We start from the raw sequence: 20,128 nt of genomic DNA on the forward strand, positions 1-20,128 counted from the left end.
TGCTTCTTGAGAAAAAGAAGCATTGCCTTTTTTAACGAAGCTTTATTCATCGAATCCCTTCTCTTTTTCTTCCTGTTTGCGATGTGCAATCCGACTGCTGGCCGAAGCGGCGATGGCACCGACGATATCGTCCAAAAACGTATGCTTGCGTTCTCCGCTTTTATCATTCAGCTGTTTTACAATACCCGGTTTCAGCTTGTCGATATATCCGAAATTCGTAAGACCGATGCTGCCGTATACGTTCACGATGGATAGCGCCAAGATTTCATCGCAGCCGTAAAGCCCTTCATCATTTTCGACCATTTCCTGAAGAGGGGACATCAATTGGCCCTTCTCCGACAACATGTCAAGCTGAATGCCTGTCAGGATGGCATTTTGCACTTCCCGCTTGGACAGCACCTGCTCCACGCTTGCCATGCACTCTTCCAGCGTCAGGTTGTCGTAATAGTCCTTTTGCAGAAAATACGTCAGCTCCGCAATATCCTCCGTCCGAACCCCGCGATTTCTTAACCATTCACGGGAGGCTTCAGCTACTTTTTTGCTGTTCAAACTGTATTTCACGAGGACGCCTCCTTCGTATTTCTAAAAAAAAGAAAGTGATTCTTTCCCTGCTGTTTTGAAGTATACATAGCGGCATCAGCACATTGCAGCAGCGTTTCAAGGTCCAATCCGTCTTGAGGATAAAAGGAGGCTCCGATGCTGCAGGTGATTGCAATGGTCAGCCCGTGCAGATGAAACGGCTGACTAAGCGCCTCCAGCATTCTGCGGCCAACCTTGGCGACATCCTCCGGATGCTCGAACTGCTGAAGCAGCACAACGAACTCGTCGCCGCTGATTCGGCTTACGGTGTCGGGCTCGCGGATGGAATAGGCTAACCGGGAAGCGACCATGACCAGGAGCTCATCTCCGATGGAGTGGCCGTATGTATCATTCACGCGCTTGAAGTTATCCAAATCCAGATAAAGAACGGCCAGCTTCGAATGATAACGCTTGGCTAAATGAAGCGATTGGCAGAAGCGGTCTTGAAACAATCGGCGGTTTGCAAGCCCGGTCAGTGCGTCGTAATAAGCCAGACGCATGAGACGCTCTTCATGCTGCTTGAGGTCAGTGATATCTCTGGCGACGATGGCTGCATGTCGTCTGCAGCTGCCTTGTACAGTCACCGGATATCCTTTGGCCTCCAACCAAATCCATGTTTTGTCAGGAAGCATAGCGCGAAACACCGTTACAAAGGGTTGACCTTGATCCAGCAGCAGCCGGCATGCTTCTTGAAGGGGCGGCAAATCATTCTCGTGGACCCGCTTGTAAAGGAGTGTTCCAGAATTCGGCTTAGGTGATACGCCGACCGGAGTTCCCGAAGCATCAAAAATCCATAGCCAGTCCGGGGACTGCAGTAAAGCGGCTTGGTACAAATCATCCGACGACGGTTCGGGAAGACGGTTTTCCATTTGGCGACTCACCTCTTTTTGGAAAAACACATCTTTTATTATAGGCTTCAAGTACTGGTAAATCAAGGATAATACCGTCTTAAGAACTACATAGACATGTCCGTAAGCGGGGACAAATTGTTGTCATAAACTTGTCTCTGTCTCGTATACATAAGTAAAAAAGGACAACACCCCGACAATAAAAGGAGGAACAGCAATGAAACAGTACAAATGGACACGGTGGGCCGCCGTTACCGGCATTGTGGTGCTGCTGACTTCCGGCTGCTCGGAAGCGACGAAGGAACAATCTCAGCCGATCGATCCTCCACAGACCGGAACGGATGCCGGGCAAGTGGGGGCACAACCCGTTTCGGCTGCCATGGTCCATCCGATGCAAATCACCGTTTATGCAAAGGATGAGAAAGGCTTTGTCGCTCCTATTGCCATGCAAATCGAGAAAACAGAAAGCACGGCCAAGAGAGCGCTCGAATACATGGTGGAAGGCGGACCGTCCGAAGGCCGGCTTCCTGCGGGCTTCACGAGTCTGCTCCCCAAAGGAACCGAAATCAAAGGAATCAGCATCAAAGATAAGCTTGCTATCGTAGATTTCTCCAATTCCTTCACAGATTATAACCTGCAGGACGAAAGGAAAATATTGGAGGGAATCACTTGGACGCTTACGAGCTTTCCTACCGTAGACAAAGTGCAAATTCGCGTAGAGGGTAAAGCGTTGAAAGAAATGCCCGTCGGCGGAACGCCGATGGACGAGGCGCTGACCCGGGCGATGGGGATTAACCTGGAGAAGCCGGAGCATGTGGAGTTCGGCCAAGCGACACCGGTGACACTTTATTTCTTGAATCAAAACCAGGAAGAATACAGCTACTATGTGCCGGTGACCCGGTTGATCAATCGGACCGGCGAGGTTGCTGAAGCGGTTGTGCAGCAGCTCATTGCCGGTCCGGATGAGAAGAAGGGCTTGACCGCGGTAATGACGCCGGGCGCGGAGCTGCTCAAGGTCAGCAAAGCGGAGAATATTATCACGGTTAATTTCTCCGACACCATGCTCGGACCGGATCAAAAAGCTCCGGCCGAAGCGCTGAAGGCCGTGGTGCTTTCCTTGACGGAAAATGCGGAAGCATCCACCAAAGTGCAAATTTTGGTCAACGGAAAAGCCAATGTGAGCGCGACGGACAACCAAAGCTACGCGAAGCCGGTGTCGAGGCCTCAGGCGGTTAACCAGATGAAGCTGTAATGTTCAACCGCATGGCCAGAGCCCCCTTAATGCGGCAGTGACGGATAAAGGGGGATTTTTACCGAATTCATCATTACGCCCCGATCCAGCAGAAACCCGGTACCGGTTGGTTTTCCATATTTGCTCTGGTACAATAAGGAGCGTCAGAGCAAAAGGAGGAAGAAACACTTGATAAGACGCGACGGCCGAAGAGCCGATGAAACCAGACCGGTAAAAATGACGGTAAATTATAACAAGCATGCGGAAGGGTCCGTTCTCGTTGAGGTGGGCGATACCAAGGTGATTTGTACCGCCACGATTGAAGAGAGGGTTCCCCCGTTTATGAAAGGGCAGGGCAAGGGCTGGGTAACGGCGGAATATTCGATGCTGCCCCGCGCGACTTCGGTCCGAAACCAGAGGGAAGCGGCCAGAGGCAAGCTGGGCGGCCGAACCATGGAAATTCAGCGTTTGATCGGCCGGGCGCTTCGTTCGGTAGTTCAGCTGGAGGCGCTTGGGGAACGGACTGTCACGTTGGACTGCGACGTGATTCAAGCCGATGGCGGCACCCGTACGACGTCGATCACGGGGGCGTTCGTAGCGATGGCGATCGCGATCGATAAATTGGCTACCGACAAAAAATTAAGCCGTTTTCCGATTATAGATTTTCTTGGCTCGGTCAGTGTGGGCATTATTCAGGAGCAGGCCCTTCTCGATTTGAACTACGAGGAAGATTCCAAAGCGAAGGTAGATATGAATGTGGTGATGACCGGCGGCGGTAAATTCGTAGAGGTTCAGGGAACAGGGGAGGAGGCGCCGTTCTCCCGCGAAGAGCTCGATGAGCTGCTGTTGTTGGCGGAGCTTGGCATTCAATCGATGATCAGTGAGCAGGAGAAGGTGCTTGGACCGATTTCTGAACGGATCAGGGGGGCTTCTCATGCCGCTTCTCGGTCCTGAAATTCTGATTGCAACGAAAAACGCAGGAAAAGTTAAAGAATTCGAATCTCTGTTTCGGGATAAAGGCATGACGGTTCGCAGCCTGCGTGATTACCCGGATATCCCGGATATCCCGGAGGATGGGGAGACATTCGCAGCCAATGCGCTGATTAAAGCGAGAGCTATCGCTTTGAAGTTCGGAGTCGCCGTGGCCGCTGATGATTCCGGTTTATGCGTTGATCGTCTTGGCGGCGCTCCCGGCGTCTATTCGGCGCGTTATGCCGGAGAGCCGTCAGATGATGCGGCGAACAACCGCAAGCTGCTTGATGAGCTGGGTAAGCGGGTTTCGTTAGCTCAAGCCCCCGCACAACAGGGGGGGGCTGCGGTTCTTAGTCCCGCCCGTTTCGTGTGCGCCATAGCGCTTGTCGACAAAAACGGAGAGCCGATTGCTGAGGTTGAAGGAGAATGCGAAGGCGTCATTATCGACTCTCCGAGAGGGGAACGGGGCTTTGGCTATGATCCGCTCTTCTATGTGCCGGAGCTGGGCCGTACGCTCGCCGAGCTTACGGTGGAGGAAAAAAACGCCTTGAGCCATCGCGGCCGGGCGCTGCGCAAGCTGTGGGGCATACTTGCCGACCACGAATAAAAATCATAACGGAACGGACTGCACGGTGAAACATTCCGGCAGTCCGTTCCGTTATTTCATATACAGACCGTTATCTGTCCTTTGTCAGCGAATACTCACTTGGTAGCTGCGCAGCCAAGTATCCACTTGCGCGAGGTAGGCAAACAGCTGGGGTCCTGTCATTAACTGTCCGAACCAAGGGAGATCGAACCGGCCGCCGTCATTTTCGGCTAACGCACGAATTTTGGCGGCGTCGATAAATGGCAGCAGCGGAGAAGAAGGATCGTTTAAGATGTCGAGCACCCAGGAACGGACGGCCGACAAGTAGTTTGGATTGTGTGTTTTCGGATACGGACTTTTTTTGCGGGTCAGCACATCGTCGGGCAGAGCGCCTTTGAGCGCTTTTCGCAAAATTCCTTTTTCGCGGTCGCCCGCCGTCTTGACTTCCCAGGGAATGTTCCAGACGTATTCAACAAGGCGATGGTCGCAAAATGGTACGCGAACCTCAAGGCCGACCGCCATGCTCATCCGATCCTTCCTGTCGAGGAGCGTCGGCATGAAGCGGGTGATATTAAGATATGACATCTCTCGCATTCGGTTTTGCAAACGGTCCTCGCCGGCCAGCCGCGGAACCTCGGATAACGCTTGGAGATACTGTTCTTGAACATATTGCTCAGGCTTCACCCAATCGACAAAGTCGGGTGACAGCAGAGCGACGCGTTCCGGGGTGGCAAGCGACCAGGGGAAGGTTTGTGCGTTTAAGGCATCGTCACGGTGAAACCAGGGATAGCCGCCGAATATTTCATCCGCAGCTTCGCCGGAAATCGCCACCGTCGCTTCTTTTTTGATTTCCCGGCAGAACAAATACAGCGATCCGTCGACATCGGCCATCCCCGGCATATCGCGGGCATATACGACACTGTTTAGAGAATCGACAAGCTCCGGCGTATCGAATTCCAACGCGTGATGGACGGTGCCCAAAACATCGGTCATCCGCTGAATCCAAGGTGCGTCGGCGTTTGGCTGGAAGGCGTTCATTTTAAAATGCTTGTCATTGTCCAAGTAATCGATCGAGTACGTATGCAATGTCCCCAGGCCTTGTTCCTGATAATGACGGGAGGCAAAAGACGTAAGCGCACTTGAATCAAGCCCGCCTGAGAGCAGTGTGCAGATCGGCACGTCGGATGCAAGCTGGCGCTTTACCGTATCCTCCAAAAGCTCGCGCACTTTTTCGGCTGTGGTTTCGACGTTATCTTCATGGGGCTTGCTTTCCAGCTTCCAGTAAGCCCGGATGCGAAGGCCGTTGGCATCCATCACCATGCAGTGACCGGGCTTCAGCTCATGCATATTTTTGTATATGCCGTGTCCGGGGGTTCGCGCCGGCCCAACGGCGAAAATCTCAGCCAGCCCTTGCCCGTTGATCTGGGCGGGAAAGTCGGGATGTGCGAGAATGGCTTTAGGCTCCGAGCCAAACAAAAATCGGCCGTCTGTATAAGAATAAAAAAACGGCTTAACGCCGAGCCGATCGCGGGCTGCAAACAGAGACTGTTCCTCATCATCCCAAACAGCAAAGGCAAAAATGCCGTTAAACCGATCCACGCAGGCCTGGCCCCATTCGATAAACGCCACGAGGAGCACCTCGGTGTCGCATGTCGTTAAAAAACGATGACCGCGCAGCTCCAGCTCTTTTTTCAGCTCGGGGGCATTATATAGCTCACCGTTGTACACAAGGCTGTACGTATAATCGCCTGCTCTTCGCGTCATCGGCTGGGCACCGTTCTCCGGGTCCATGACGCTGAGACGCCGGTGTCCGAGGGCGCAGCGGGGGGTGATCCATGTGCCCGACGCATCCGGACCGCGCGGGGCGAGCGTATCCGTCATATTCTCAAGAATGGACGGATATTGCGTCAAATCTCTGTGCCAATCGATCCATCCCGTAATCCCACACATTGTCTTTATCCTCTCCGATCTCTGTAATTTCTCTAGGCTAAACAAGCCTCTCTAAGGAGTGACAGCAAGATGTTAAAGGTTATGCGGTAAAAAGGCGATTCATGTCTGTCCGCTGTGGGCGGAAGACTCAAAAACTTGACGAACAATTGGACAAACGATCGAATAAAAGTTACACTAAAACGTATAAAACCTTTGGGTACGTTCTGCCATGCGGCGGCGATGAATAGAAAATGGAGTTTGTGTTCCATTCTATTTTTAAATACGCTTGACAGAGATGCAGAGAATCAACATGTAAAGGTGGTCATAAGTATGAAGAAGACGTTATCGGAGCAGCAAAAGGAATATAAAGAAGCCAAGGAGCAATTTGAAAAAGCTAACAAAGAATTCGAGAAAAAGCTGGCAACTACAAAGAAGCTGGGAACGGTGAACCAGGAAACGATGGAGCAGCTTATTGAAGATACCGGATTGCACACAGCCTTGAACCGTCTCGGAGCGGCGGAAGCCGCGCTTTTGAACTGGTCTCACCAGATGATTCAAAACGAACGCGACTACTTGCAGAACAAGGAAGCCGTCGACAGAATGTATGCTTATATCGACAAGAATCCGCACATCAAGGCTCAATTGATCCAAGCCGCCATGAAAATGGACTAATCTGTGGTCGGAATCCTAACGATCCAGTTGAATATGCAATCAGCCCGGATGCCTGCCATCAAGGGCTTTTTTAACGAAAAAAAAGTGTGCATTTTCAGCGGAGCTGAACCTTTTTCTTTATCGCAGCAAAATCTGCTTCTGATTTGCGGCCGCTCATCCTTGAACGGTATCGTAAGCGGTTTTCGCAGATTTTGCTTTCGCTTTCTTTTTCGGGTACACTGGCATTCATAGGAAAGTCGCTTAAGGAAAGGCGGTGTCGCATGAACGGACAATCGAACGATAATGTAATTCTTTTTCCAAAAACCGTCGAGTACTATCAATATGAGCTGACCCGACTCCTGGAGGCGGAACAGTACGGCGATGCGATCAGGCTGCTGCGTTTCCTGCTAACTTGCCAGTCCGACGACCAAAGAGTGAGGGAAGAATGGCAATCGCTTTTGGATTGGCTGTATATGATGTTTCCCGATCTCGTGTATCAATCCGATATCGACTTGGGGCAGGATCTAAGCGAGACGGATTTGCTGCGAGAGCATCTTAGTGCCAAGGGCGAACAGGGCATGGAGTATGCCCAAAAGCTGTTGGAAAGCTTAAGGGAGCACAAAGACGCGGACAAGCTGATGCTGGCGCTGGATCAGCTTGCTTTTTTGGAACACCCGGACATTGACCAGGCCCTGCTGGATTGGTTTACACAGATGCCGCTTCATCCCATTATTCAATTCAAAACGCTTCAAACGTTAAAAAAGCGCGGTGTGACGGGGACCGTGACACTCCATAAGAATGGAGAAACCGGTGTGGTCGACATTCAAGACACGCCGGCAGGCTTTGATCAGTTTCCTTCACAGATTCAAGACATTATTTACCGGGTGCAGGAAATCAGCGAAACGCAGCATCCGGCCTTATCCTACTTTGCGGGGGAAACCTGGAATGAATTCCTTGCGTTTATTTACGGCACCTCGTTTTATGCCCAGATGCTGAAGCAGGAAACCGCTTGTGTCGATGTATGGGCTGCTGCGCTGCACCTGACGTTACTGGAGCGTTTGTTTGAGGGTGGGGATAAGGCTGACATTATGGAGCAGTACGGCATTACTTCCGAATTGACATTCCAATGGGAGCAAGCGTACAGGTTGATGCAGCAATTTGCCTCGAATGTATTTACCCGAAGAGTTTGATGATTATTCAGTTGGTTTAGCTCAATATTATGCCTTGAAAACGTCATTCATTATGGTTATAATATAATGGTTATATCGAGAGGCCTGTCCTCAGTTCGTTGCAGTAATAAAAATTGGAATGGAACATTTTTGGAAGGGGAAAGCATAAAATGAAAGCAAGCTGGGAAAAAATAGAGAAGAACGTTGTGGTTCTTGATATTGAAGTGGATGCGGATCAGGTGGCCGCCGCTCTGGACAAGGCATTTAAGAAAGTCGTACAAAAGGTGAACGTCCCGGGTTTCCGTAAGGGCAAAGTGCCTCGCTCCATTTTTGAGTCCAAATTTGGCGTGGAAAGCTTGTATCAGGATGCACTTGATTTTATCGTGCCGGATGCTTATGTAGCGGCTGTGGAAGAAACGCGCGTTGAGCCTGTAGACCGCCCTGAGGTGGACGTGGAGCAGTTCGGCAAAGGACAAAGCTTGAAATTCAAAGCCAAAGTTGTTGTCAAGCCGGAAGTGGAGCTCGGCGAATACAAGGGCATCGAGCTCGAAGCGGAAGAAGCTTCCGTGACGGCTGAAGAAGTGAATGAAGAACTGGAAAGACTGCAAAAGCGCCATGCGGAGCTGGTACCGGTCGAAGAAGGCGCTGCACAAAACGGCGACGTTGTCGTAATCGACTTCGAAGGCTTCGTTGACGGGGTTGCATTTGAAGGCGGTAAAGCCGAGAGATATTCCCTGGAGCTTGGATCCAACAGCTTTATTCCTGGCTTTGAAGACCAAGTGGTAGGTTTGGAGATCGGCGGCGAGAAGGACATTACCGTAACCTTCCCTGAAAATTATCAAGCTGAAGAGCTGCAAGGCAAAGAAGCCGTATTCAAAGTCAAGCTGCACGACATCAAACGCAAAAACCTGCCGGAGCTTGACGACGAATTCGCCAAAGACGTCAGCGAGTTCGAAACGCTTGATGAATTCAAGGCTGATCTCGAAAACAAGCTGAAAGAGCGCAAGCAAAACGAGATTGACGCCAAGAGAGAAACCCAAGTGGTCGAAAAAGCGGCAGCAGCGGCTCAAGTTGAAATTCCTGAAGTGATGATCAATGACGAAGCTGAGCAAATGGTTAAAGAATTTGAATCGCGTTTGCGCACGCAAGGCATGAACATCGAGATGTACTACCAGTTCACCGGTCAGAAAGCAGAGGACCTGAAAGGTCAAATGCGCGGTGACGCTGAGAAGCGCGTCCTGAACAATCTGGTGCTCGAAGCTATTGCCAAGGCTGAGAACCTGGAAGCAACAGAAGAAGAAATCAATGCCGAGCTGGAGAACTTGTCCAAAATGTACGGCCGTTCCGCAGACGAGATCCGCAGTATCTTCACGTCCAACGGAAACATGCCTGCCTTGGTACAAGACATTGTGAACCGCAAAACGGTTAAGTTCTTGCTCGATAACAGCAAAACGGCGTAAGGGATAATGCTCCATACTGCGTCACATACATTCAAAGGCACGTGTCATTCCATGCGTGCCTTTGTTTTACCCAAAAGTATGTTTCCGCCGGCTGAAGCATGCGTATAACATGGGCATAAGAAACGGGTATATCGAAGTACACAGTTTTGCATATTTGGTTGTACATATAGAGCATTGCATTCACAGCGGCAATTGGCCGCAACCGATTGACATACGTTGACATACATAGAACAGTTTTGCCGTGCAGTACATAGGAAGTCCATGGAAAGTACATAATGAGCAGTAGGAAACAGCTGTTGTTCAGTATTTTGGCGTCATCTTTCAGCGTGAAATGAAGGACATCGGACCTGTGACTTCCGCGAGAATGACTTTAGCCATTAAACGTGCTACAATGATTTTGTATGATACTGGTGTTGCATTATGAAGTAGAGGGGTTGGGACGATGACTCTGGTACCTATGGTTGTAGAACAGGAAGGCCGCGGCGAACGCTCTTACGATATTTACTCGCGCTTGTTGAAGGATCGCATCATTTTTTTGGGCAGTGCGATCGATGACGATGTCGCCAACCTGGTTATAGCCCAATTGTTGTTTTTGGCTGCAACGGATCCTGACAAGGATATCCACTTGTACATTAACTCCCCTGGCGGTTCGGTAACCGCGGGAATGGGTATATATGATACAATGCAATTTATTAAGCCGGATGTTTCAACGATTTGCGTCGGCATGGCTGCAAGTATGGGCTCTTTGCTGTTAACCGCGGGAGCCCCGGGCAAACGCTTTGCTTTGCCGAACAGCGAGGTTATGATTCACCAGCCGCTTGGAGGCGTTCGCGGTCAGGCATCGGATATTAAAATTCATGCCGACTGGATTATCAAGACCAAGCAGAAGCTGAATCAAATTTATGTGGACCGTACAGGACAGCCATACGAAAAAATCGAACGCGATACTGACCGCGATAATTTTATGAGTGCGGAGGAAGCTAAAGCATACGGGCTCATTGATGCGGTTATCACTCGCAGTGATTTGACTTAGAAAAGGAGTGATCCCATGTTTAAATTTAACGACGAAAAAGGCCAGCTGAAATGCTCCTTCTGCGGCAAGTCGCAAGAGCAGGTGCGTAAGCTGGTTGCCGGACCGGGCGTTTATATATGTGATGAATGCATCGAGCTTTGCACGGAAATCGTTGAGGAAGAATTGGGGCACGAAGAAGAGCTTGATCTGAAGGATGTACCGAAGCCGATGGAAATCCGCGCTATTCTGGATTCCTATGTCATCGGACAGGAGCAGGCCAAAAAATCGCTTTCCGTTGCGGTCTATAATCACTATAAGCGGATCAATACCCAACAGGGCAAGCTGGATGATGTAGAACTGCAAAAATCCAACATTGCGCTTGTGGGTCCGACGGGTAGCGGTAAGACGCTTCTGGCGCAAACACTCGCCAAAATTTTGAATGTGCCGTTTGCGATTGCAGATGCCACATCGCTTACCGAAGCGGGCTATGTAGGCGAAGACGTGGAAAACATTCTTTTGAAGCTGATCCAGGCTGCTGATTACGACGTCGAAAAAGCGGAACGCGGAATCATTTATATCGACGAGATCGATAAAGTGGCGCGCAAATCCGAAAACCCGTCCATCACACGTGATGTCTCGGGTGAGGGCGTGCAGCAGGCTCTCCTCAAAATTCTTGAGGGAACGGTCGCTTCCGTACCGCCGCAGGGCGGACGTAAGCATCCGCATCAGGAATTCATCCAAATCGATACAACAAACATCCTGTTTATTTGCGGAGGAGCGTTTGACGGTCTGGAGCAAATTATTAAGCGCCGGATTGGCAAGAAGGTCATTGGTTTCGGTGCGGATGGACACAAGGTCGATCTGAAGCCGGGCGAGTATTTATCGCTTGTACTTCCTGAGGATCTGCTGAAGTTCGGTTTGATTCCGGAGTTTGTGGGCCGTATTCCGGTCATTTCCACATTGGAGCCGCTGGATGAAGCTGCGCTGATGCGGATTTTGACGGAACCGAAAAATGCGCTTGTCAAACAATATCAAAAGCTGCTCGAGATGGATAATGTTACACTCGAGTTCGAGAACGATGCGCTGGAAGAAATCGCGAAAGAAGCGATCAAGCGCAACACCGGTGCACGGGGCTTGAGAGCCATCATCGAAGGCATTATGCTGGATGTGATGTATGAGGCGCCTTCCCGTACGGAATCTTCACAGTGCGTGGTTACGAAGGAAGCGGTCCAAGCTAAGATTGCTCCTCAAATTACTGCCCTTGACGGTCAATCGGTGAAGAAAAAAGAAGAAAGCGCGTAAGCGCAGGGTATACTAATAAATCAAACACCTCCAATCCGCTGCCGAATTTCCTTAACCACCCATTCAAGGGCGAAGGAACACCTGCTTCGGAGCGGAGGATGTTTGGTATCATGGGAGAGAAGAAAACAGATGTTTCATAGAACGGAAACAATTCCGGTCAAAGTTGGAAATCTGACCATAGGCGGAAGCAATGACGTCATCATCCAAAGCATGTGTACGACCAAGACGGCGGATGTGAAGGCAACGGTAGCGGAGATTCATCGCCTTGAAGAAGCCGGCTGCCAAATCGTGCGCGTTACAGTTAACAATAAAGAGGCGGCTGAGGCCATTAAAGAGATCAAGAAGCAAATTTCCATTCCGCTTGTAGCCGATATCCATTTTGATCACCGTTTGGCGCTGCTGGCTATTGAGAACGGTATTGATAAGGTGAGGATCAATCCGGGGAACATTGGCCGCCGCGAGAAAGTGGAAGCGGTGGTTAAGGCTTGCAAAGAGCGCGGGATTCCGATTCGCATCGGTGTGAATGCCGGATCGTTGGAAAATCATCTTCTTGAAAAGTATGGTTATCCGACTCCTGAGGCCATGGTTGAGAGCGCCTTGTATCACATTAAAATTTTGGAAGAGCTTGATTTCCATGATATTATCGTTTCCCTTAAAGCGTCGGATGTGCCTATGGCCATAGCCGCTTACACGAAAGCGGCTGCAGCATTCCGCTATCCGCTGCATCTGGGGATTACGGAAGCGGGAACCTTATTTTCCGGGACCGTAAAGAGCGCTGCGGGTTTAGGTGCGCTGCTGAGCATGGGGATCGGCTCGACCATTCGCATCTCGCTTAGCGCAGATCCGGTGGAGGAAGTCAAAGTATGCCGCGAGCTTCTCAAATCCTTCGGTTTAATCACGAATGCGGCAACGCTGGTTTCCTGCCCGACCTGCGGACGTCTTGACATTGATCTTTTTTCCATAGCTAATGAGGTGGAGGAATATATCTCTAAGCTTAAGGTGCCGATTAAAGTATCTGTTCTGGGCTGTGCCGTTAACGGCCCCGGCGAAGCTCGCGAAGCCGATATCGGAATTGCCGGAGCCCGCGGGGAAGGGATGCTGTTCCGTTACGGAGAGATGATCCGCAAAGTGCCTGAAGCCGAGCTTCTTTCCGAACTAAAGAAGGAAATTGATATTATTGTCGATCATTTTAACAAAACCGGCGAAATCCCCGGCAGAAAGCATCATGCCAACGTTTAATGAGGTAAACAAAAAGCCTTGGATTTGTCTCTTCATACGAGACGGATTCGAGGTTTTTTGTCATTTGCTCCTATCGGCGTATAAAACCGGATGCGGAAACAAATAACAAGATATATCAAATTTTAGAAAGGGTTGGATAACGGTTTTAAATAATGCTCGATTCCTTTGGCTATACGATCCGCGATGGCTTGCTGGGAGCTGGGCTGAACCAGCATTTCGCGATCTTGACGGTTCGTAATAAAGCCCATCTCCACAATAACGGTAGGTATACGGGAATGTTTTAGCAAATAATAGGTTTTTCCGTAAAAGGGCTTTTCGTCCCTGCCGTAAAATTGATTCAGTGAATGCTGGAGATGCTTGGCGAGCAGTTTGCTTTGCTCACTTTTTTGATGAAGAAGGATGGCCCCTCTTTTAGACGAATTTTTTGCCGAGTTGACATGTAAGCTGATCATCGCTTTGGGTTTGATTTCATTGGCCAAATGACTCCGCTGCGCAAGGTCCTTCAAATGTCTTGATCTGCTTTTCAACCATAAATTGTCACTGCTCAGCGCGTAGTCCCCCGAACGGTTAAGCACTACAATATAGCCCTTTTTTCGTAAAGCCTCATATGTTTTTTCGGCAATGGCCAAATTGATATCCTTCTCCAACAGATCGCCATAAGACGTACCGCCGTCGATTCCTCCATGGCCTACATCGATGATAACATCAACATTCGAGATCGCCGGGTGTTCGCTTATGGCATTAGGCCGCAGGAGAGCATCGGGGACTGAAGCATGAACCCGTTGCGTAAGCCCAATTGACTTAGGCATAAGTAAAATTGAGAGTACTAATCCGAGTGATACGATGCGCTTAATCCTCATCCGCTTGGCCACCAGACTCATGCCTCCTTGATTCGTAATTGATGTGCTTTTGTCTTTAGCATCCCCCAAAAAGTTTCTTCCGTCTATGCGATTAATGCTGCCATGACTGGGCAATAATACCATATATGTTTTGAACGAAAAGGCAGTTGATACCGCATATTTGTATACAGGTCCTGTCAGCTGAAACCATATGGAGGTCAAAAGGTATGAATATAAGTGTAATTTTAATGGTGATCCAACTGTTTTTTGCCATTGTGATCGGGATGTACTTTTGGAATTTGCTGCGCAATCAGCAAACCAACCGTACGGCCGTCGATAAAGAATCCAAGAAGGAACTCGAGAAGCTGCGCAAGCTTCGTTCCATCTCGCTTAATAAACCTCTTGCAGAGAAAACAAGACCGTCGTCTATGGAAGATATCGTAGGGCAAAAAGAAGGTCTGCGCGCGTTGAAGGCAGCCTTATGCGGAGCCAATCCTCAGCATGTCATCATTTACGGGCCGCCGGGCGTAGGGAAGACGGCAGCTGCCCGTGTGGTGCTGGAGGAGGCAAAGAAAAATCCGGAATCTCCCTTTCGTCCCGATGCCAAATTTACGGAAATCGATGCAACAACGGCAAGGTTTGATGAACGCGGTATTGCCGATCCGTTGATCGGTTCCGTTCATGATCCGATATATCAGGGAGCCGGAGCAATGGGAGTTGCAGGTATTCCTCAGCCGAAGCCGGGAGCGGTCACTAAGGCGCACGGAGGAATACTGTTCATAGATGAGATCGGGGAATTACATCCGCATCAGATGAATAAATTATTAAAGGTACTTGAAGATCGTAAAGTATTTCTCGAGAGCGCATACTATAACTCAGAAGACACTAATGTGCCGAGCTATATTCATGATGTGTTTCAAAACGGACTGCCTGCGGATTTTCGTCTTGTCGGCGCAACGACGCGTACCCCGCAGGAGCTTCCTCCCGCCATCCGTTCACGCTGTATGGAAATTTATTTTCGTCCGCTGCTGCCCGATGAGATTGGCATGATTGCGGCCAAAGCGCTCAAAAAGATCGGATTTCCCGAGAATAAAGAAGCGATTGAGGTGGTCAAAAAGTATGCGACCAACGGCCGCGAGGCCGTCAATGTGATTCAGTTGGCGGCGGGAATGGCATTGACGGACCAGCGCCGCGAAGTGTCGGCGGCTGATATTGAATGGGTGGTCAACAGCTCTCAGCTTCCCCCGCGTCCGGAGAAAAAAATTCACCCGCAGCCTGAAATCGGCTTGGTGAACGGATTGGCCGTCTACGGACCCAATATGGGAACACTGCTGGACATTGAAGTTACGGCGATTCCTGCGGCGCAGCCGGGCGGCGGGCGTTTTACAATAACGGGTGTTGTGGATGAAGAGGAAATGGGAGGAGGAGCGCGGACGCTGCGCCGTAAGAGTATGGCTCGCGGTTCAGTAGAGAATGTGCTGACCGTTCTTCGGAGACTTGACATTAGGCCGTATGACTTCGATCTGCACATCAATTTTCCGGGAGGCATTCCGATCGACGGTCCATCTGCGGGAGTGTCGATGGCCGTGGCTATTACTTCGGCCATCAAACGAATTCCGGTGGACAACCATATCGCCATGACCGGTGAAATTAGCATTCACGGGAAAATCAAGCCCGTTGGAGGCGTTATTGCTAAGGTGGAGGCGGCTTTCCATGCAGGAGCGAACAACGTCATTATTCCAAAGGAGAACTGGCAGGACATTTTTAAAGGATTAAACGGCTTGGAGGTCATCCCCGTCGATTCGGTCGAAGAGGCGCTTCATCATGCATTGGGAATGGAATTTCATGCTCCGTCCGAATCCCTGGATTTGGTACAGGATGCCGCTTCCCCGGCTTCTGTAACGGTACTTCACGCCGATGGGCTCGAATAGGGCAATCGGCGTCTCATTTTGGGGAGGGCGCTGATTGGTGTTTTGAAATCAATTTTGATAAAATGTAAATCACAGCATGTATGTTAAGTCTGGAGGTGCTCGCCAATGGGACCGAGCAAACAGAAGGTGCGTCGTTTGCCGCTGCTTCCACTGCGGGGATTGCTCGTGTATCCGAGCATGGTTCTGCATTTGGACGTAGGCAGAGAGAAATCGGTGCGTGCGCTTGAAAAAGCGATGGTCGAGGACAGCATGATCCTGCTGTGTTCGCAATCCGAAGTAAATATTGAGGAACCGAAGAACGAAGACATTTACCGGATCGGTACCATTGCCAAAGTACGTCAAATGCTCAAGCTGCCAAACGGCACGATCAGAGTCCTTGTGGAAGGCGTCGTTCGCGCCGAAATCACCGAGTTTCTGGTCAATGACGAATATTATGAGGTCAACGCCAAGGAATTGCCCGAACAAGAAACGTCCGATCCGGAAATTGATGCTTTAATGCGGACGGTACTAAATCAATTCGAGCATTATATTAATCTTTCAAAGAAAGTGACGCCGGAGACACTGGCCGCTGTATCCGATATTGATGAGGCGGGAAGACTGGCGGACGTCATTTGCAGTCATCTATCGTTAAAAATTAAAGATAAACAGGAAATTCTGGAAACTGTCGACGTGCGTTTGCGGCTGGAAAAGCTGCTGAATATTTTAAACAATGAACGGGAAGTGCTGGAGCTCGAGCGCAAAATCAGCCAACGCGTCAAGAAACAAATGGAGAAGACGCAGAAGGAATATTATTTGCGCGAGCAGATGAAGGCCATCCAAAAGGAGCTTGGGGATAAGGAAGGCCGTGCCGGAGAAGCGGAGGAGCTGCGCAGCCAGTTAGCGCAAAGCGAAGTGCCGGAGAAAGTGAAAGAGAAGATAGAAAAGGAAATTGACCGGCTTGAAAAAATGCCGGCTACCTCGGCAGAAGGCTCGGTGATCCGCAATTACATCGACTGGCTGCTTGGCCTCCCTTGGACTCATTCCACTGAGGATGATCTGGATATCCACAAAGCGGAGGAAATCCTGAATCAGGACCATTATGGCTTGGAGAAGCCCAAGGAACGTGTTCTTGAATATTTGGCCGTACGGAAGCTGGTCAAAAAAATGAAGGGTCCGATTCTGTGTCTCGTAGGACCTCCGGGAGTCGGAAAAACGTCGATTGCCCGATCCATCGCACGCTCTTTGGAACGTGAGTTCGTTCGCATTTCCTTAGGCGGGGTGCGTGACGAGGCTGAGATACGGGGACATCGTCGTACGTATGTCGGCGCGATGCCGGGACGAATCATTCAGGGCATGAAGACGGCCGGATCCAATAACCCTGTTTTCCTGCTCGATGAAATCGATAAGATGTCGATGGATTTTCGCGGTGACCCGGCATCGGCGCTGCTTGAGGTTCTCGATCCGGAACAGAACAGCACATTTAGCGATCACTATGTGGAAGTTCCTTTTGACCTGTCGAATGTGATGTTTATTACGACAGCCAACGGAGTGCACAATATTCCCAGACCGCTGCTCGACCGGATGGAAGTGCTGTATATTCCGGGCTATACTGAGATTGAGAAGCTGAAAATCGCGCAAAATTATTTGCTGCCCAAGCAGCGCGGCGATCATGGGCTTACGGAGGAGCAACTGGTCGTAGATGAAGCGGCGTTGATGAAAACGGTCCGTGAGTACACAAGAGAGGCCGGTGTTCGCAACCTGGAGCAGCAGGTCTCATCCATTTGCCGAAAGGCCGCGAAGCAGGTCGTAGGCGGAGCTGAGCGTGTTCACGTACAGGAAGACAATCTTAAAGAGTTCCTTGGTCAACCCAAATTCCGTTTCGGGATGGCCGAAGAAAAGGATCAAGTCGGAGCCGTCACAGGACTGGCTTGGACGGAGGTCGGCGGAGACACGTTAGTGATCGAGGTCACGGTTATGCCGGGTAACGGCAAGCTTACTCTGACAGGCAAGCTGGGCGATGTGATGAAGGAATCCGCTCAGGCCGCGTTCAGCTACACACGTTCGCGAGTCGAGCAGTTCCGGATTCCATCGGATTTTCACGAAAAATTTGATATCCATATTCATATACCGGAAGGGGCCATTCCCAAGGACGGACCGTCCGCGGGCATTACGATGGGCACAGCGCTGGTTTCGTCGCTTACAGGGATTCCAGTCTCCCGTCATGTAGCCATGACAGGAGAAATTACGCTTCGCGGCCGGGTGCTTCCGATTGGCGGATTGAAGGAGAAATGCATGGCTGCTCACCGTGCGGGGATCCGTACGATCATTCTGCCCAAAGATAATGAGAAGGACATCGAGGAAATACCCGAGAGCGTGCGCAACGATTTGAAATTTCACCCTGTTTCTCACATGGACGAAGTTCTTGAGCATGCTCTTGTCAAGCCGGTGGGAGTCTAATACATGCGCTGATTGGTCTGCTGTGCGGTTGAATCCGTTCAGGCCAATCAGCGTTCGATAGAAATGAGTGAAATGCATGAAAGTTAATCAAGCCGAATTTGTGATCAGCGCGGTCGGTCCAAATCAATACCCTTCCGATGCCTTGCCGGAAATCGCTCTGGCAGGGCGTTCTAATGTCGGTAAATCTTCATTAATTAACCGTATGATCAGCCGTAAAAATTTAGCCCGGACCAGCTCGAAGCCCGGCAAAACGCAGCAGCTCAATTACTACCGGATTAATACCGATTTATTTTTCGTCGATTTGCCCGGCTACGGATATGCGCAGGTGTCCAAGACTGAACGGGAAAAGTGGGGTAAATTCATCGAGGAATACCTGCTGCATCGGGAATATTTACAGCTTGTGCTGCAAATTATCGACCTTCGCCATCCACCTTCGAAGGATGATCAGGCCATGTATGCCTGGCTTAAGCATAACGGGGTTCCTGTATGCATCGTAACAACGAAGGCGGACAAAATTCCTAAGGGAAAATGGCAGAAGCATATAAAGATCGTAAGAGAGACGCTGGGTGCGGACAAGTCAGACCCGTTCGTGCTGTTCTCTTCTGAAACGGGGCTCGGCAAAGATGAATTATGGTCATTGATTGAGCAGCGGATTGGCTATGGTGCTGAACCCCTAGCCGAGATCGATAATGTCAAAGAAAATGAAAGCTAATCGTAGAAGAAACCCGTGTGTTGAACAGACTTACGCGGGTTTCTTTTTTTGTCTTTTTGCTGCAAACGTCACAGGGAACTGCGAAACAAAGCGAGGGAGAACGAGTTTTTTAAACGTTACCGCGATCTTCTGGAGGGAAAACGCGAAATTTTCTGATTTCCGGCGAAATACAAAGCCTTATAAGCAGGAATATTAAATAAATATGTAGTATAATGTATAGAGAACAACTGAAAAAAAGTTGAAGCTAAAGGTTCGAAAAAAATGAATCGAGGGATTTTTATGGCAAATAGGTTAGCGACCGAATACGTCAAAACCTGCCTACAATTAACGGAAGCCGAGATGACCCAATTCATTCAAATGTTTGTGGACCAAGGGGCTTCTTTGCAAGTCAAAGTGCTTGAAAATGGAAATCAAGAGGTAGTGCTGCTAGACGACGCGGGTGAAGAAATCGTCCTGTCGTTTGAGCGGCAAATGAATTTGTATGTATGTCAAGGAACATGCCGGATTAGAAATAAAAATCTGGTTAATGCTATGCGCAAGGCGGTATCGGTCTTCAAGGGAGATGCTATCGTTCACCGGATTTATACTGCTTATATCATGATCTATACCTATAAGCATGGCGCAGTCGTAAAGATTGTAGAGAAGACCAAGAGTGCCGAGAAGGTCGTATTTGAATATAAGGATACGCTCGGGCAGCTTGAGCTTTTGTTCCATAAGAATGAAGTGGAGCATGAGATTAAGCGGCTCAAAGTGCAAGTAAACAGCCTGCTCGACCTGCGCAATGAGATGACGGATCAAGCCGTCCGCGATCAGATCGACGTCCGGCTCCGCAAACTGACGCATCGGTTGTTTGTGCTTGAAGCTTAAAATAAATGTGATAGAGACAGGAACCCTTTCCGGCTTAGCCTTGCCAGTGCCGGGGAAGGGTTCTATTTGCATTTTTATACATTCTTTGTTGTAGAAAATGAATAGTCATCTTATCGGCACTACGGTTCGGAATGAGGCTTCGCACATTCACATCGGACAACTTTTGTACATATTTTGTTGTTGTGCGATCATGGATCGAAGGGGAATCGTGATTTCAAAAAAAAAAGTATTGCATTTCTGTTCAATAGATGTTATTTTTATTTTCGTTGAAAAAATAATAGGAACCAGGATTCACTCAGGACATGTAATGTTGCGAGAGATTATTCCCTCGGGAAGTGAATGACGTAGGTCCTAGCGGATGAAAT

Annotated in this window: 17 protein-coding genes; 13 read left to right on the top strand and 4 right to left on the bottom strand. The window is 49.7% G+C overall.

All coding sequences use genetic code 11. The features are described 5' to 3' along the window. Positions 1-42 precede the first annotated feature (42 nt). Both ACZYR9_RS04030 and ACZYR9_RS04035 read right to left on the bottom strand, forming a co-directional pair. Complete coding sequence (locus ACZYR9_RS04030; RefSeq protein WP_488977180.1) at positions 43-561, bottom strand: phosphatidylglycerophosphatase A family protein; 519 nt, start codon at positions 559-561, stop codon at positions 43-45. Beyond that, positions 558-1,448, bottom strand: a complete 891-nt coding sequence (locus tag ACZYR9_RS04035; RefSeq protein WP_488977181.1) for a diguanylate cyclase domain-containing protein — start codon at positions 1,446-1,448, stop codon at positions 558-560. The genes ACZYR9_RS04030 and ACZYR9_RS04035 overlap by 4 nt, the downstream gene beginning before the upstream one ends. A 196-nt stretch (positions 1,449-1,644) precedes the next feature. Between ACZYR9_RS04035 and ACZYR9_RS04040 the strand changes: the two genes are divergently transcribed. From ACZYR9_RS04040 to ACZYR9_RS04050, 3 genes are all read left to right on the top strand, one after another. Then, positions 1,645-2,679 (top strand): GerMN domain-containing protein, encoded by a 1,035-nt coding sequence (locus tag ACZYR9_RS04040; RefSeq protein ID WP_488977182.1) that lies wholly within the window; start codon positions 1,645-1,647, stop codon positions 2,677-2,679. 171 nt (positions 2,680-2,850) lie between these two features. Further along, positions 2,851-3,612 carry a ribonuclease PH gene (rph, locus tag ACZYR9_RS04045; protein ID WP_488977396.1) on the top strand — a complete coding sequence of 254 codons (762 nt, stop codon included), beginning with the start codon at positions 2,851-2,853 and terminating at the stop codon, positions 3,610-3,612. Then, complete coding sequence (locus tag ACZYR9_RS04050; protein ID WP_488977183.1) at positions 3,593-4,237, top strand: XTP/dITP diphosphatase; 645 nt, start codon at positions 3,593-3,595, stop codon at positions 4,235-4,237. The genes rph and ACZYR9_RS04050 overlap by 20 nt, the downstream gene beginning before the upstream one ends. Positions 4,238-4,321: 84 nt before the next feature. Here ACZYR9_RS04050 and asnB read toward each other — a convergent pair whose 3' ends face one another. Continuing rightward, positions 4,322-6,166: an asparagine synthase (glutamine-hydrolyzing) gene (gene asnB, locus ACZYR9_RS04055; protein ID WP_488977184.1), complete on the bottom strand. Its 1,845-nt coding sequence runs from the start codon at positions 6,164-6,166 to the stop codon at positions 4,322-4,324. Positions 6,167-6,475: 309 nt separating this feature from the next. Between asnB and ACZYR9_RS04060 the strand changes: the two genes are divergently transcribed. From ACZYR9_RS04060 to ispG, 6 genes are all read left to right on the top strand, one after another. Further along, complete coding sequence (locus tag ACZYR9_RS04060; RefSeq protein ID WP_488977185.1) at positions 6,476-6,817, top strand: hypothetical protein; 342 nt, start codon at positions 6,476-6,478, stop codon at positions 6,815-6,817. A gap of 260 nt (positions 6,818-7,077) precedes the next feature. Next, a complete protein-coding gene (locus ACZYR9_RS04065; RefSeq protein WP_488977186.1) occupies positions 7,078-7,986 on the top strand; it encodes a hypothetical protein in 909 nt (302 codons plus the stop codon). A gap of 149 nt (positions 7,987-8,135) precedes the next feature. Continuing rightward, the gene (gene tig, locus ACZYR9_RS04070; protein ID WP_488977187.1) at positions 8,136-9,425 is read left to right on the top strand and encodes a trigger factor; all 1,290 of its coding nucleotides are present in this window, start codon (positions 8,136-8,138) and stop codon (positions 9,423-9,425) included. 442 nt (positions 9,426-9,867) lie between these two features. Further along, a complete protein-coding gene (clpP, locus tag ACZYR9_RS04075; RefSeq protein WP_488977188.1) occupies positions 9,868-10,458 on the top strand; it encodes an ATP-dependent Clp endopeptidase proteolytic subunit ClpP in 591 nt (196 codons plus the stop codon). A gap of 15 nt (positions 10,459-10,473) precedes the next feature. Further along, positions 10,474-11,739 carry an ATP-dependent protease ATP-binding subunit ClpX gene (gene clpX / locus ACZYR9_RS04080; RefSeq protein ID WP_488977189.1) on the top strand — a complete coding sequence of 422 codons (1,266 nt, stop codon included), beginning with the start codon at positions 10,474-10,476 and terminating at the stop codon, positions 11,737-11,739. Between the two features lie 129 nt (positions 11,740-11,868). Beyond that, on the top strand, positions 11,869-12,978 hold the full coding sequence (gene ispG, locus ACZYR9_RS04085) for a flavodoxin-dependent (E)-4-hydroxy-3-methylbut-2-enyl-diphosphate synthase (protein WP_488977190.1): 1,110 nt from the start codon (positions 11,869-11,871) through the stop codon (positions 12,976-12,978). Positions 12,979-13,100: 122 nt separating this feature from the next. On the opposite strand, the gene ACZYR9_RS04090 is transcribed toward ispG, so the two are convergent. Continuing rightward, positions 13,101-13,907: an N-acetylmuramoyl-L-alanine amidase family protein gene (locus ACZYR9_RS04090; protein ID WP_488977191.1), complete on the bottom strand. Its 807-nt coding sequence runs from the start codon at positions 13,905-13,907 to the stop codon at positions 13,101-13,103. 137 nt (positions 13,908-14,044) lie between these two features. Between ACZYR9_RS04090 and lonB the strand changes: the two genes are divergently transcribed. The 4 genes from lonB to ACZYR9_RS04110 all read left to right on the top strand — a co-directional run bounded on the left by lonB (position 14,045) and on the right by ACZYR9_RS04110 (position 19,763). Further along, on the top strand, positions 14,045-15,748 hold the full coding sequence (lonB, locus tag ACZYR9_RS04095; protein WP_488977192.1) for an ATP-dependent protease LonB: 1,704 nt from the start codon (positions 14,045-14,047) through the stop codon (positions 15,746-15,748). A 105-nt stretch (positions 15,749-15,853) separates the two neighbouring features. Next, complete coding sequence (lon, locus tag ACZYR9_RS04100) at positions 15,854-18,184, top strand: endopeptidase La (RefSeq protein WP_488977193.1); 2,331 nt, start codon at positions 15,854-15,856, stop codon at positions 18,182-18,184. Positions 18,185-18,260: 76 nt separating this feature from the next. Beyond that, entirely contained in the window at positions 18,261-18,896 is a 636-nt protein-coding gene (gene yihA, locus ACZYR9_RS04105; protein ID WP_488977194.1) for a ribosome biogenesis GTP-binding protein YihA/YsxC, read from the top strand. 279 nt (positions 18,897-19,175) lie between these two features. Beyond that, entirely contained in the window at positions 19,176-19,763 is a 588-nt protein-coding gene (locus ACZYR9_RS04110; protein ID WP_488977195.1) for a non-ribosomal peptide synthetase module, read from the top strand. Positions 19,764-20,128: the final 365 nt, after the last annotated feature.

This window comes from Paenibacillus sp. F024 (assembly GCF_057814255.1).